The sequence below is a fragment of the Xanthomonas vasicola genome (assembly GCF_000772705.2).
Taxonomy (GTDB): Bacteria; Pseudomonadota; Gammaproteobacteria; order Xanthomonadales; family Xanthomonadaceae; genus Xanthomonas; species Xanthomonas vasicola.
Genome location: NZ_JSBW02000010.1, coordinates 39,688 through 53,580 on the forward strand (window position 1 = coordinate 39,688; position 13,893 = coordinate 53,580).

Annotated in this window: 9 protein-coding genes and 4 pseudogenes; 10 read left to right on the top strand and 3 right to left on the bottom strand. The window is 63.2% G+C overall.

The annotated features are described in order from the left end of the window. The 10 genes and pseudogenes from NX05_RS02365 (at nucleotide 1) to NX05_RS02410 (ending at nucleotide 11,251) form a co-directional block, all read left to right on the top strand. Nucleotides 1-886, top strand: a pseudogene (locus NX05_RS02365) (endo-1,4-beta-xylanase). Nucleotides 887-1,371: 485 nt separating this feature from the next. Next, nucleotides 1,372-2,349: an endo-1,4-beta-xylanase gene (locus NX05_RS02370; protein ID WP_039430718.1), complete on the top strand. Its 978-nt coding sequence runs from the start codon at nucleotides 1,372-1,374 to the stop codon at nucleotides 2,347-2,349. Nucleotides 2,350-2,389: 40 nt separating this feature from the next. Beyond that, on the top strand, nucleotides 2,390-3,808 hold the full coding sequence (gene uxaC / locus NX05_RS02375; protein WP_039430721.1) for a glucuronate isomerase: 1,419 nt from the start codon (nucleotides 2,390-2,392) through the stop codon (nucleotides 3,806-3,808). 226 nt (nucleotides 3,809-4,034) lie between these two features. Further along, entirely contained in the window at nucleotides 4,035-5,090 is a 1,056-nt protein-coding gene (locus NX05_RS02380) for a hypothetical protein (protein ID WP_039430724.1), read from the top strand. Between the two features lie 583 nt (nucleotides 5,091-5,673). Beyond that, a complete protein-coding gene (locus NX05_RS02385; protein WP_397558743.1) occupies nucleotides 5,674-6,861 on the top strand; it encodes an endo-1,4-beta-xylanase in 1,188 nt (395 codons plus the stop codon). Nucleotides 6,862-7,070: 209 nt separating this feature from the next. Beyond that, nucleotides 7,071-8,108 (top strand): SMP-30/gluconolactonase/LRE family protein, encoded by a 1,038-nt coding sequence (locus NX05_RS02390; protein ID WP_039430729.1) that lies wholly within the window; start codon nucleotides 7,071-7,073, stop codon nucleotides 8,106-8,108. Nucleotides 8,109-8,664: 556 nt separating this feature from the next. Further along, nucleotides 8,665-9,110: pseudogene (locus NX05_RS02395) on the top strand (DUF2147 domain-containing protein). An 83-nt stretch (nucleotides 9,111-9,193) separates the two neighbouring features. Next, nucleotides 9,194-9,639 (top strand): annotated as a pseudogene (locus NX05_RS21530) (TorF family putative porin); the annotation flags it as partial. After that, nucleotides 9,626-10,289 (top strand): annotated as a pseudogene (locus NX05_RS02405) (aldehyde dehydrogenase family protein); the annotation flags it as partial. The pseudogenes NX05_RS21530 and NX05_RS02405, both read left to right, overlap by 14 nt. 212 nt (nucleotides 10,290-10,501) lie before the next feature. Further along, nucleotides 10,502-11,251, top strand: coding sequence for a TetR/AcrR family transcriptional regulator (locus tag NX05_RS02410; protein WP_039430734.1), 750 nt, complete (start codon nucleotides 10,502-10,504; stop codon nucleotides 11,249-11,251). Nucleotides 11,252-11,353: 102 nt separating this feature from the next. On the opposite strand, the gene NX05_RS02415 is transcribed toward NX05_RS02410, so the two are convergent. The 3 genes from NX05_RS02415 to NX05_RS21540 all read right to left on the bottom strand — a co-directional run bounded on the left by NX05_RS02415 (nucleotide 11,354) and on the right by NX05_RS21540 (nucleotide 13,843). After that, nucleotides 11,354-12,376: a Kelch repeat-containing protein gene (locus NX05_RS02415; RefSeq protein ID WP_039430737.1), complete on the bottom strand. Its 1,023-nt coding sequence runs from the start codon at nucleotides 12,374-12,376 to the stop codon at nucleotides 11,354-11,356. A gap of 553 nt (nucleotides 12,377-12,929) precedes the next feature. Beyond that, complete coding sequence (locus NX05_RS24330) at nucleotides 12,930-13,391, bottom strand: hypothetical protein (RefSeq protein ID WP_039430740.1); 462 nt, start codon at nucleotides 13,389-13,391, stop codon at nucleotides 12,930-12,932. Nucleotides 13,392-13,684: 293 nt separating this feature from the next. After that, complete coding sequence (locus NX05_RS21540) at nucleotides 13,685-13,843, bottom strand: DUF2256 domain-containing protein (RefSeq protein WP_010374525.1); 159 nt, start codon at nucleotides 13,841-13,843, stop codon at nucleotides 13,685-13,687. Nucleotides 13,844-13,893 lie beyond the last annotated feature (50 nt).

The window sequence follows — 13,893 nt, forward strand, 5'->3', positions numbered from 1 at the left end:
ATGCACATGCGCGCAGTAACACGGGGGTTGTTGATGGCGGCGGGCATGGTCGCGCCTGTACACGCGGCACCGCTGGAAGCGACGGCGTCCAAGTTCCTCGGAAGCGCGTACGGCGCGCAGCAGGCGCCGGGGTTTGCGCAGTACTGGACCAAGCTCACCCCGGAAAATAGCCGCAAATGGGGCAGCGTGGAGGCGGTGCGCGACCAGATGGATTGGAGCACGCTGGATGCCGCATACCGGTTCGCCCAGGCCAATCAGATGCCGTTCCAGATGCATGTCATGGTACGGGGTCACCAGCAGCCGGAATGGATCAAGACCTTGCCGCCGGTCGAGCAGCGCCGCGAGATCGAGCAATGGTATGCCGCCGTCGTGCAGCGTTACCCGGATATCGCATTGCTGGAGGTGGTGAACGAGCCACTCAACGACCCGCCCACCGAACACCAAGTTGATGATCAACGACTACAGCATCACCAATAGCGCGCAGGCCACGCAGAAGTATTCGCAGATCGTGCGGCTGCTGCAGCGTGAGACCCTGGTCGATGCCATCGGCGTGCAGAAGCATGCCTTCGAGACCACGCCGGAGGTTGCGATGTCGGTGCATCGCGACAATCTGGATGCGTTGGTCGCCACCGCACTACCGATCTACATCACCGAGTTCGATCCGGACGGGCCGACCGATGCGCAGCAGCTGGCCGACTACAAGCGGGTGTTTCCGGTGTTCTGGGAACACCCGGCAGCGCATGGCATCACCTTGTGGGGCTTTCGGCCCGGCTTATGGCGCGACAAGGAAGCTGCATACCTGATCCGCACCCACGGCACCGAATGTCCCGCGCTCACGTGGCTGCGCGATTACGTTGCTGCCCATACCGGTACACCTGCGCCATGACAATTGCTGATGCGCGCCGCGCTCACAGACCTTTGTCTGGTGTCCTGACCTTATGCCGATGCCCGCACGTCATCGTGTTGGCTGCATGCACCGTGTGGCAAATAGCCGCGCTGACCGCGCTGACCACTGCCGCACACCAAGGCGGGTCGGCATGTCCTTTTACGCTGCTTTCTGACCTGCTTTCTGACCTGCTTGCTTGTCATGCAGTCGCAAGAATGGACAGCCTCGGCGCCATCGTGATCACACCGTTCATTGGTTTCGTTTTGCAGGCCATCGGCATCTACATTTCGATATTTTTACGGTGGGTGCTGCCTAGATTCTGGCGCTGGCGGTGGTGCACCGCCTGGTGTCACGACGCAGCCGGCGCGAGTGGAGCAACCGGACTAGACGCGGTTCCAGGAGTCTGCACTTTGGCGTCTAGCGGACGCACGTCAGCGCAGCTGTCCTTTCCGTGACTGCTTTGCTCACTTACCGAGGATGCCAATATGTTGAAACTCCGTTACCCGCTCACGCTTGTGCTGTTGCTGGGCGCGTGTGCGTCCGCTGTTGCAGGACCTATCGCTGCCGGCAAGCAGCGCGTCCTGGGCAGCGAATACAGTCCGTCGCAATGGAAGGATTTCACCAATGACTGGGATGGCGACGTTCCAGAAAATGCCGGCAAATGGGGCAGCGTCGAAGCCGTGCGCGGCCAGATGAACTGGGGCCCGCTCGACGAGGCCTACCAGCTGGCCAAACGCAACCATGTGCAGTTCCAGTTCCATTGCGGGCTCTGGGGCGCCCAGCAGCCGACATGGGTACGCAACCTGCCGCCGAACGAACAGCGTGCCGCAATCGAGCATTGGTTCGCCGCCATTGCACAGCGCTACCCCGACATTGACTTGATGCAGGTGGCCAACGAGACGCTGCCGGGTCACAACCAGCCGGACAATCGCCGAGCCGATTCGGGCAATTATCTGCGGGCACTGGGCGGTACCGGGGCGACCGGGGTGGATTGGGTGCTTGAGGCATTCCGCCTGGCACGCAAGTATTTTCCCCATACCAAGTTGATGATCAACGACTACAACGTCACCGAGTACAACGACCAAGCCAGGCAGTATCTGCACACCATCCAGCTGCTGCAGCAAGAACACCTGATCGATGCGATCGGTATCCAGGGTCACCTCTCGAGCAACGGCCCCTCAGTTTCGGTGCAGCGCGCCAACCTCGACCTGCTGGCATCCACCGGACTGCCGATCTACATCACCGAGTTCGACCTGGATGGGCGTACCGACGCTCAGCAGTTGGCAGCCTGGCAGCGCTTCTTCCCGATGTTCTGGGAGCACCCGGCCGTGCGTGGCGTGAACCTGTGGGGTTTCCGTCACGGTCTATGGCGCGAAAATGAAGGTGCTTATCTGATCAATTACGACGGCAGCGAACGCCCGGCTTTGACCTGGCTACGCAGCTACGTTGCCAGCAGGCCCTGACCAGGCTTCCTTCTCACTGTCCATAGGGCTGATATCGATCATGCGTTCTTCCGTGCTGTCCTTGCATCCCGATCGTTTGCTGCCGGCTGATCCCGGCACGCGCGCGATCGCCCGCCGCCTGTACGCACAGGTCGCAACGCTGCCGATCATCAGCCCGCATGGCCACACCGACCCGGTCTGGTTCGCCACCAATGCACCGTTCGCCAATGCCACCGAACTGTTGTTGGTGCCGGACCACTATGTATTCCGCATGTTGTACAGCCAGGGCATCGACCTCGATGCCCTGGGCATCCCGCGCGCAGATGGAACCCGCGCAGCAGTCGACCCGCGTGCGGCATGGCGCGTGTTTGCCGAGCACTACACGCTGTTGCGCGGCACGCCGTCGGCGCTATGGCTCAATCATGTGTTCCATGACGTTTTCGATTTGCGTATCCGTCTCGATGCCGGTACCGCCGATCACTATTACGACCACATCACCGCCGCGCTGCAAACGCCGGCATTCCTGCCGCGCGCGCTGTTCGAGCGCTTCAATATCGAGGTGATCGCCACCACCGAATCGCCGCTGGATCGGCTGCAGCACCATGCGGCCATTGCCGCCAGCGGTTGGCAGGGACGGGTGGTGACGGCGTATCGCCCTGATCCGGTCGTGGACCCGGAGCACGAGCAGTTTGCCGGCGCGCTGCAGCAGTTTGGCGCGCTCACCGGTGAGGACGTGCTCAGCTGGGATGGCTACCTGCGTGCGCATCGGCAACGGCGTGCGTTCTTTGCCGCCCACGGCGCCACCTCGACCGATCACGGGCACCCCAGCGCCGCGACTGCCGATCTGTCACAGGCCGAGGCGCAGCGCCTGTTCGATACGGTGGTGCGCGGTGCGGCCACGCCGGAGCAGGCGGAACTGTTTCGCGCGCAGGTGCTGACCGAAATGGCGGCGATGAGCCTGGACGATGGCCTGGTGATGCAGCTGCATCCGGGCTGCTTCCGCAATCACAATCGGCAGCTGTTCGAGCAGTACGGACGCGACAAGGGTGCCGACATTCCGATGCGCACCGACTACGTACATGCGTTGAAGCCCCTGCTGGATCGGCATGGCAACGACCCGCGCCTGCGCCTGATCGTGTTCACCCTGGACGAAACCGGCTACAGCCGCGAGCTGGCGCCATTGGCCGGGCATTACCCCTCCCTGCTGCTCGGCCCGGCGTGGTGGTTCCATGATGCGCCGGAGGGCATGTGGCGCTTTCGCGAGCAGACCCTGGCCAGCGCCGGCTTCTACAACACCGTGGGCTTCAACGACGACACCCGCGCGTTCCTGTCGATTCCGGCGCGGCACGATGTGGCGCGGCGCGTGGATAGCGCCTTCCTCGCCAAACTCGTCGCCGAGCATCGGCTGGAAGAAGACGAGGCGACCGAGGTGGCGATCGATCTGGCTTACCGTCTACCCAAGCGGGCCTACAACCTGTAATCGGCGCCGCCCCTCGGGCAGAGCCTGCGTCATGCGCGGAAGCAGGGCCGGCACCTGCCGATGCACGGCATGGCTCGATACCGTTCGATACGAATTGTGACCACCAAAAGGATTTGCGCTTTCGTCGGAGCTACGCCTTCGTCGCTGCGGGGATGGCTTCCGATCCGACAGTGCTGTCGCTCTCCCAAGGAGGATGCTCGCCACTCCATCCACACAAGGCAGGCAAATGAAAAAGTTCGGATCGAAGTATGTGCTTGGTGCAAGCATTATCGTAGGCGTTGTCGGCGCAGCGGCCGCCGCCCAGCCCTCGGCGACAGACGCCGCCGGTCGCGCTGCGGCGATGTCGGCGTGGGAAGCGACGCTGCGGCAGGACGCGCCCGCCATGGAAGGATGCTTCCGTTCGTCGTTCCCCAACAATGGCTGGCAGGCAACCGCCTGCGTGCCCTCGCCAAAGCTGCTCTCGAGGCCGCCGGCCATCACTGTCCACAAGGATGGCACCATCACCGCGCGCACCGATGCGGCGCTGACCGCCGGTAACAGTGTCGACTACGTTGCAGGCACACGCCAGCTTATCCAATCGACGTTGGGAACATTCCCGAGCGTGACTGGCGTGGCCACTGGCGTGGCCGACTATTCGCTACAGATCAACACCAATCTCGATAGGAACGCTGTCACCTGCGCACAGTTCGGATATTCCTCGTGCTGGACCTGGCAGCAGTTCTTCTACTCCACCGACTACGACGGCGACCCGATCAACGGCCGCACGCCGGTCATCTTTATCGAGAACTGGTTCTATGCCGGCAATGCCGAGGAATTTGAGGCAAAGGGCTGCCCGTCTGGTTGGAATTCCTACTCCACCTTCGATTACAACGCGTGCTATAGCACCAGCGATGGGGTGATTGTTCCGCTGGTTCCAATCTCGCAGATCGGCAGCATCAAGATGAGCGCTTCGGCGACCGCGGGCGGCGTGGACACCGTGACGTTCTCGATCAACGGCAGGGCCTACAGCGTGAGTCAAAACGCCGACACTCTGAACATCAACAGGATTTGGCGGCGCTCGGAGTTCAATATATTCGGCAACGGCAGTGACCACCCGCTGGTGTTGTTCAATTCGGGCTCGCATGTCACCGTGAACGTGGCCGTCAAAGATGGGACCTCCAATGCTCCGAGGTGCCTGGGTCCCAACGCCGGTTATTCGGCGCAAGAGAACAACCTCACGCTCGGCAAATGCACCGCATCTGGTGGTGCCTCGCCTTCCATCACCTTTACCGAAAGCAACTGACGCCCGTGCGACGCCCGGCAAGGCCTTGGCCTTGCCGGGCGTTTTTCGTTGCCGTGGCTGCCGAGCGCTGTCTGCAGCGGGAGTTGGCGCGTGCGCAGTACCCAATCTGCGTGCGCAACATCACCGAGACCTTCAAACAGAACATCCCGAACTGCACAACTCGACCATTTCGACAGGTGCGTTGCTGCGTAGTGCTTCACACAACGCAATCCTTGCGCCACCATCCGGCAAGCCGTGTGTGTGCGGACAGTGTTTTTGGCAACCGACACCCTGCATCGTTCGATGCTGTGCATGCGCTCTCGATAGCATAGGCGCTGCCTTAATTGCTGTGCCATGAAGCGATTGCCGCAGATGCGCAAACTGCCGTGGCATGATCGAGGCCACCACGGACGTTCGGTGATTTTTTGTTTTCGACGCGGATCGGTGCTGCCATCGCGAGCGGAAGCAACTATGCTGCATTACTGCCCGGTGCTGCAGCCGAGCTGTGCCATGGGCTTGCGCATCCGCGGCTGACGGATGCATTTCCGTGTGTCGCTGCGTTCCAGCCATGTGCACCGTCCCTTTCCTGATCGAGCCTGCCGCCATGTCCGCACGTCGCCGGTTGTCCTTTTTGTTGCTGGCCGGCGTGGTGGGCAACATCGCAATCGCCACCGCTGCGCCTTCGTCGGTCGCTACCTCGCCGTGTCCGGCGCAAACGCTTAGGCAGGTCTATGCCGATGCATTCCTGATCGGCACGGCCGTCAATACCGAGATTGTGTCCGGCCACGATGCTGTGTCTGCGGCCTTGGTCGCTTGCCACTTCAATGCGCTCACGCCCGAGAATGTCATGAAGGCCGAAGTGGTGGCGCCGCGTCGTGGCGTCAACGACTTCGCAGCCGCCGATGCCTTTGTCGATTTCGCGCGCGCGCAGCACATGTTTGTGGTGGGTCACACCCTGGTCTGGCACAACCAGACGCCGGATTGGTTTTTCACTACCGCCGGTGGTCAACCCAATACGCCGGCACAGCAGATAGAGCGCATGCGCGCGCACATCGAAACGGTGGCAGGGCGCTACACCGGCAAGGTGCAGGCCTGGGATGTGGTCAACGAAATCATCGACGAAGACGGCAGTTACCGTTCGACTAACTGGGTGCAGCGTGTTGGCAATGGCGACACCGTGGTCCGCAACGCTTTCACCTTCGCGCAGCGCTATGCGCCAGATGCGCAACTCTATTACAACGACTTCAACGCCTGGCGGCCAGCCAAGCGCGACGGCATCGTGCGCATGGTCAAGATGCTGCAGCAAGCCGGCGTTCGCATTGATGGCGTGGGCATGCAAGGCCATTGGGGGCTGGATTACCCAAGCCTGCGCGATATCGAAGATGCGATTGATGCGTACGCCGCACTCGGCGTCAAGGTCATGATCACCGAGCTGGACATCGACGTGTTGCCGCTTACCAAGGAGGGCCAGGTCATCGGCACCGGCATGGCGCACAAGCAGTTTCAATTGCCGGAATTCAAGCGCTTTCTCGATCCGTATCGCGATGGCTTGCCTGCCACTGTGCAGGCGCAGTTGCGCGACCGCTACGCCGAACTGTTCGCGCTGTTCTGGCGCAAGCGCGACAAACTCGCGCGCGTCAGCGTATGGGGTGTGAGCGACGGCATGTCATGGAAGAACGATTATCCGGTGCCGGGGCGTATCAATTATCCCTTGCTGTTCGATCGCGATCGCCAGCCCAAGCCGGCACTCGACGCGGTGCTGGCGGTGCCCGCGGAGGCGGGCGCACGCTAGCGTTTGCTGCACCTAAGAGACGCTGGTAATACACCGCGCTTATCGCCATGCGAGCGCTGCCGCTGCTCAGTGGATGTCGCGCGATACTGCGGCTTCTGGGTGCCGTCCATACAGCTGATGGAAGCGTACGACGGATTGATTGCCGCGCGACGCAGTAGCGTGCACACGCATGATGGCATCATTCCTCAACCATGAGACAGGACTGACCGATGCGCTTGCCGCCTTATCTGTTGTTGGCCGTCCTGTTGCTGGTGGTGCTTGCTGCATGCACCAAGCAGACCCCACCGACGCCGCGTTTTCCGGCCATCGGCCAGCTGCAAACATTCGACCGCAGCTTCAATGATGTGGTCGCAAGCGATGCGCGCATCGAGAAGCTCACCGACGGCTTTACCTGGTCCGAAGGCCCGGCATGGGTACGCAACGGCGACTACCTGTTATTCACCGATGTAACGGAAAACAAGCTGTATCGCTGGTCGGAGGAGGCTGGCCTGTCGGTCTTGCTGTCACCCTCCGGCTACACCGGCCCGGAACTGCAGACGCTGCGCGAAGCCGGCGCCAATGGCCTGTACGCCGAGCCCAGCGGCACCGTGCTGCTTGCCGATTCTGGCACGCGCATCCTGGCCAGGCTCGATCTGGTCACGCGCAAGAAGACACCACTTGCGACCGCTTTCGAAGGCCACCGTTTTAATAGCCCCAACGATGTCGTGCGTCGCGATGACGGTGTGGTGTTTTTTACCGATCCGCCGTACGGACTGAAAGACCTGGATAAATCGCCGGTCAAGGAATTGCGCTTCAACGGCGTCTATCGCCTGGACACCGATGGCAGTGTGCATCTGCTGGACGACAGCTTGAGCTTTCCCAACGGCATCGCACTGTCGCCGGATGCGCGCACCTTGTACGTCTCCAACTCCGATCCGCAACGCCCGATCTGGATGGCGTACGCGCTCGATGCGCGGGGCGCCGTTACCGCTAAGCGCGTGTTTGCCGATGCGTCCGATCTCATTGCCAAGGATGTTCCGGGTCTGCCCGATGGCATGACCGTGGCCGCCGACGGCACGCTGTTCGCCACCGGCCCCGGCGGGGTGATCGTGTTCAATCCCGCTGGACAGCGACTGGGTCGCATTGCCACCGGCGATGCGGTCTCCAACTGTGCCTTCGGCAATGATGGCCACACGCTGTACATGACCTCGCACGCGATGCTGACGCGCGTGCGGGTGAAGTCGCTGGGGTTGCAGTTCGTGCGCTAGACGAGCGCGGCGATGCCACGGCATCGCCGTGCCCTGGCTGAAAAACCACCAAGCATCTAACGGCGCTCGCATTTGACGGCAGCGCGGATCGCTTCGTGCAGCCGCTTCGTCGTCTGCGTTGCGTACTGCTTTGTAAGGCGTGGCTTGGTCGCAGGCCACTCCGTCGCAGCCATGGATCGGCGGCCACGACGATTTCCCGCAAACGATCCACACATACATAGCGTCCTCGCCTGTAGCGACGCCGCCCTTGCGTGCCTTACGTGTAGCGCGCGTCCGTATGCCTGCTCCACCGGCACCCAAGTGCAGCGCCCGCGCACCAGGGCCATACATCTCGCGATCCCACCTACCGCTGGTAGCCACAACCGTGGTGCGCCGCGTCAAAACAGCCGGGCCCTCTAGCCGCTGCAGACCGTGCCGATCGTAGCAACCCCTGCTGCGACAAGGCGCGGCGCTGTTTACGCAGCCGCCACGCTCGAGGCTGTTGCAAAAAAGATAATCATCGCCATACGGCAGTTTTCACTACTGTCATGGGCGGCTTGCCCGCGGGGTTGCGGCAATGAACGAAGTTGACCTTTCCCGACTGCTGCGCACCCTGGCGTGCGTGCTCTTAGCGGCACTGCCGCTGATGCCTGCAATGGCGGCCGCGTCCTCGCCGGTCAGGGCTTATGGCTCACCTCGGCCAAGGATGCGGTGATCGCCTTCGCTCCCTGCAGCGATGCGGCCAGCTCGGTGTGCGGACGGATTGTGTGGGACAAGGACGCCGGCACGCCGAAGGACACCTGTGGCGTGCAGATCGCGCGCCTGGATCGCGACGACAACGGCACCTGGCGCGATGGCTGGGCGTTCGATCCGCGCAGCGGCAAGCGCTACAAGGCCACGCTGCGCAGCAAGGGCGCCAGCCTGACCTTGCGCGCCTTCATCGGCGCTGAGGTGCTGGGCGAAAACATGCTGTTCACGCGCGTGCAGGCCTTGCCGTCCACGCCGGTGTGCGCCAGCCACTAGCTGCGGCCAGCGCGGTACGACCGCGCAGCATCGACCGCCGCGCTCGCGTCGGTCCTCACTTACATCTACCGGGGGGAATCCAGATGGCGAAGATCCACGTCAGCGCAGTCGTCGCGTGTGCGTTGCTGCTGCAGGGTGCGGCTTGTCTGCCGGCGCAGGCCCAGCAAACCGGCACCGCGAGCGAAGGGTCCGTGGCCACCTATCAGTTCGACAACCAACTCAAGCTGATGAGCGAGCAGCGCACGCGCGGCATCTCCGATTCGCTGTTGCGGCCCTCGGCCACGTGGAGCACGCAGTTCGTCCACGCCAGCGGGCTGGTTGCGCTGCTGGAAGTGGCAGGGTCAGCAAGAAACAGTTCGTCAATGGCGATGGCTTGGGCGTCACCCTGGCCGGCGGTTATCGCTTCGGCGATCCGGACCGCTGGCACGCCGGCGTGGGCCTGGCCACCGAGCGATTCCCGGGGGCACGCTTCATGGCGCCGCACAGCATCGACCTTGAAACCGGCACGCCGACCGATGTTCGTGCATCGCGAGGTCCGCACCGCGCTGCTGCAGCGCTGCCGTAGCGCTGCCGTAGCGCTATGGCAGCACTGCGGCAGCGGTGCCCGCCAGCCCCGACCTGGCGCGCACGATCCATGTCGGCCAGGCGGCGCGGTTGGCGACCTTGATCGACGAAGCGCGCGCCGCCGGTGCCGAGTTGGTGGCCGGCGGCGAGCACGACGTGGCGCAGCGTTTCATCGCCCCGACCGTGTTGGTCGATGTTCCAGAGCAGGCGCGCGTTGCGCAGGAAGAAATCTTCGGCCCGGTTTTACCGGTGGTGACCTTCGACCACATCGACGATGTACTCGCCCAGCTCGATGGCGCCGCCAAGCCCTTGGCGCTGTATCTGTGGAGCAACGATGCCGCGCAGGTCGCCAGCGTGCTGGCGCGCAGCAGTTCCGGCAGCGTGGTGGTCAATCATTGCCTGCAGCAGTTCATGCACACCGGTTTGCCGTTCGGCGGCATCGGCCAGTCGGGCATCGGCAGTGCGCACGGCGTGCATGAATTCAAGGCGTTTTCGCACGAACGAGCGGTCTTGCGCGGCGGCCCTCTGCTCACCGCGCGTGCATTTTTTCCACCGTATCGGGGATGGCAGCAGCGCCTGGCCACCGCATTGACCGCCTGGCTGGCTCGCCGATAACGCGCGCCGGCACGGATCGCCCGCGGCGCAACGCGTATGATGTGTCGATGGCAAACACCGGTCGTGCAGGCGCACGACTTGGCGGTGGCATAACGCTGCTGCGGACGATGGACGCCGCCTGGCCGGCGCAATGCAGCGGCGGCGCAACGGCTCAGGTGCAATCGCGGTGGTCTGGCCGACGCATCACTCTGTGTTCGAGGAATTTCCTGCCCATGTCCACGACCAAGTCCCGTCCGCAGGCACCGGTCAAGGCGCCCGCGCCCAGGCTGACCGGCAACAAGCGTCCGGCCCAGCATCGTGCGACCGAGACCTACGAACATATCCTGGCGGTTACCGCGCAATTGCTCGGCGATGTCGGGGTGGAACGGCTGTCCACCAATCTGGTGTGCGCGCATGCCGGGCTGACGCCGCCTGCCCTGTACCGCTACTTCCCCAACAAGTACGCGTTGCTGTCCGAACTCGGCACGCGGCTGATGCAGCGGCAGAACGCGTTGGTGCCCAAGTGGATCACGCCGCAGGCGATGCCCGGTTCGCGCGAGCAGGTGCAGCAGGCGCTCACTGGCCTGGTGCTGGACACCTACCGGGTGACCAAGGCGACCGAGGGTGGGGTGTGGATCCTGCGCGCGCTGCGCGCGGTGCCGGCATTGCAGCAGGTGCGCCTGGATTCGCACGCGCAGGTCACCAAGGCGCAGGTGCGCATGCTTTCCGATTTCTTTCCCGATGCCGATCCGCGCCAACTGCGTCTGGTCAGCCGCATCGTGGTGGATTTGATTTATGCGACCGTGGAGCTGCTGTTCGACGTGCGCTTAAGTAGCCGGGCGGTGGCCGAGACAGTCGGCACGATGATCGCCGGCCACATCGAGCAGTTGCGTCATGCGACGTCCGATGCGCCGAAGGATGACACCGTGGAACGGCCGCGACGCCGCACAGCGGCGGCACGTCGTTCAACGCGCGCTGAGTGACGGTGCACGCCAGGCGCGCGCCCAGACGCATCCTCAGCGTCGCAACGCGACTGCCCGCCGCCGCACCGAGCGCCGCACGCAAGCGAACGCCAACCGCGGCGCTCAGGGTACCGGCCGCAACACGAGTAGATCCTGCAGTTCCGGTCCGCCGCCGCGGTTGCCGCTGCCTGCGCCGATGTAGAGATCACCGCCCACCTGTGCCGCCTGCGTGCCATGCCTGCCGCGCGGCAAGGCGGGGCCAGTGTCCCAACGCGCAGTGGCCGGATCGTAGAACTCCACATCCGCATGCGCGGCGACCTGGGCGGTGCTTTCACCGCCTAACAGCATGATCCGGCCGTTGTGCGCGATGGCCGCCGCGCCCGCACGCGGGGTTGGCAGCGTGGCATCGGCCACCGACCAGGTCGCCTGCTGAAGATCGTAGATATCCAGCTGCGGGATCGTTTGCGACAGCGTGTCGCCGGTATCGTGCGAAGACCTGCGCCCGCCGGCTGCGTAGAGCTTGCCGTCGAGTACCGCCGCTTGAAAATGATCGCGTGCATGCGGTGCATCGGGCAGGCGCGTCCAGCGCTGGGTCCGCGTGTCGAAAGCATCCAGCCACGGCACGTAGCCGCTGTTGTGGCCGCGCGTATTGCCACCCACCAGATACAGCACGCCATCGTGCGCGACGGTGCCGGCCGAACCGCGGCGGCGATCGGCTGGAATCTCCGCACCCACCTGCCAGCGGTCGGTGGCAGGGTCGTAGATCAGCAGATGCGTTAACGATGCTTCGTTGGGATAGTCCCCAGTGAATCCACCCACCAAGTAGAGCTTGCCTACCCAGACCGCAGCCTGCGCGTGGTTGACCGCCAACGGCGGTGCGCTGCCATGCGACCAGCGTCGCGTGCGGGTATCGAAAATATCCAGCGGGCGTTCGCCACGACCGCCGAATAAATACAGGCGATCGCCGATTGCGGCCATGCTGTTTTCATGGCGTGCGTGTGGCTCGCCCTGCGATGGCGCTGGGCGCCATTGCAGCTTGCGCGTCGATGCAGTTTGTTCGACGTCATTCGCCCTGCCGCCGGCAGGCACGCCCGCGGTAACGACGAGCAGGAACATCGCGCACAAAGACATTGCCAATCGATGCATCGGTGTTCCCTTGGTTACCGAGAGCGCCCAGTCTACTCACCTATCAACGCAGAGAAACAGCAGAATGCGGACAGAGCCGCCATGCATGTAGCGACCAGGACAGTGCCGCGTTGCCGTGACCGACGATGCCAGTGGTCGACCATCTGCACTGCTGGGTGCGTGCCGTCTACGCAGCGCGCTTTTATCTAACGCAGTGCCCTGCATTGCTTGCACGCGGCCGCGCATACGCCGGCTCTTCACGTTCAGCAGCACCGCAGATGCGAACACGACAGACATCGCAATGGCAGGAGATCGGTGTGGCGCATTCCTCGACAATTCCCCGTTCGGCGACAACGCCGCCCAAGAGCGTTGCCGCTGCGGCAGCGCGTGGACTTCGCCTGCGCGAGCGGCATGGCCGTGGCGGTACCGCGATCGGTGTGGCGCGTGCGCGTGACCTTTCTGCGCAAACGTCGCTCTCCGCACAGACCATTGGACGTATGCGTTCTTACTTCGCGCGGCACAACGTGGATAAGAACGGCAAGGGCTGGGCGGATGCCAAGGCGCCATCGGCTGGTTACATCGCCTGGTTGCTGTGGGGCGGCGATGCAGGCCAGCGTTGGGCAGCGCGTTTGTACGCGCGTCTGCAGGGAGCAAGCGCGAAGCAGGGCGCTAGCAGCGCAGATGGCTCAAAAAAAAATGTTGTAAAGAAGGCCGCAGCGAAGAAGAGCGCAACCAAGAAAGCTGTGGCAAAAGAAGTAGCGCTAAAGAAATCAGTAAAAAAAGCGGCTGCGAAAAAGGCCACAACGACAAAGCGCGCCACGAAAAAAGCTGCGGCCGGGAGCACCCGCGCTAGAAAGACGCCATCATCGACGGTCGCAAGGAAGGCAAGCAAGAAAGCTGCAACAACGAGCAGCGCGACCAAAAAGATAAATGCGACCAAGAAAGCGCCGGCAAAGCGCAGTGCGGGGAAAAAGAGCACGTCCACAGCAAGCGCTGCGAAAAAGCGCGCAACCAAGACGTCCGCGCCCTGGAACACGCCCAGCCCGAAGAGCGCTTCGCGCTCAAAGCCACTGTCGCCGGCACAAAAGACTCAGGCCCGCAAGCGCGCTAACGCTGCCGGCCGGCACTATCCCAATCTGGTGGACAACATGGCGGTGGCGAGCAAGCGCAGCACGACCAAGCGCGCGGCCAAGTCCAGTGCCACGAACAAGCGTGCAGCAAAGAAATAGCGGTATCGGTAAAGCGCGATGGGCACTATATGCTGCGCGCGGAGGTGTGCAGCTAATGCTCATGACGTGTAGCAGGCGGCCCGCTCTGAGGGAATGCCGACTAAGGCGTGGAGCGGTGACGCTTGCTGTCGCCGCGGCATCGGTCCGAACAGTATTTCACCTCATCCCAAACACGCTCCCACTTCTTGCGCCAACGAAACGGCCGCCCGCATTGCACGCAGACCTTCTCCGGTAGATCCTGTTTCTTACGCATCGCCATAGGTCGAAGGATCTGAAGCATGTGTTGGTGAACGGGTGCAAGCATGTCAT

What these genes read in the sequence shown, in the direction of transcription:
- NX05_RS02380 (WP_039430724.1), top strand. Translation starts at nt 4,035, where the DNA reads ATGAAAAAGTTCGGATCGAAGTATGTGCTTGGTGCAAGCATTATCGTA.
- NX05_RS02370 (WP_039430718.1), top strand. Translation starts at nt 1,372, where the DNA reads ATGTTGAAACTCCGTTACCCGCTCACGCTTGTGCTGTTGCTGGGCGCG.
- NX05_RS02390 (WP_039430729.1), top strand. Translation starts at nt 7,071, where the DNA reads ATGCGCTTGCCGCCTTATCTGTTGTTGGCCGTCCTGTTGCTGGTGGTG.
- NX05_RS21540 (WP_010374525.1), bottom strand. Translation starts at nt 13,843, where the DNA reads ATGGCGATGCGTAAGAAACAGGATCTACCGGAGAAGGTCTGCGTGCAA.
- uxaC (WP_039430721.1), top strand. Translation starts at nt 2,390, where the DNA reads ATGCGTTCTTCCGTGCTGTCCTTGCATCCCGATCGTTTGCTGCCGGCT.
- NX05_RS02410 (WP_039430734.1), top strand. Translation starts at nt 10,502, where the DNA reads ATGTCCACGACCAAGTCCCGTCCGCAGGCACCGGTCAAGGCGCCCGCG.
- NX05_RS02385 (WP_397558743.1), top strand. Translation starts at nt 5,674, where the DNA reads ATGTCCGCACGTCGCCGGTTGTCCTTTTTGTTGCTGGCCGGCGTGGTG.
- NX05_RS02415 (WP_039430737.1), bottom strand. Translation starts at nt 12,376, where the DNA reads ATGCATCGATTGGCAATGTCTTTGTGCGCGATGTTCCTGCTCGTCGTT.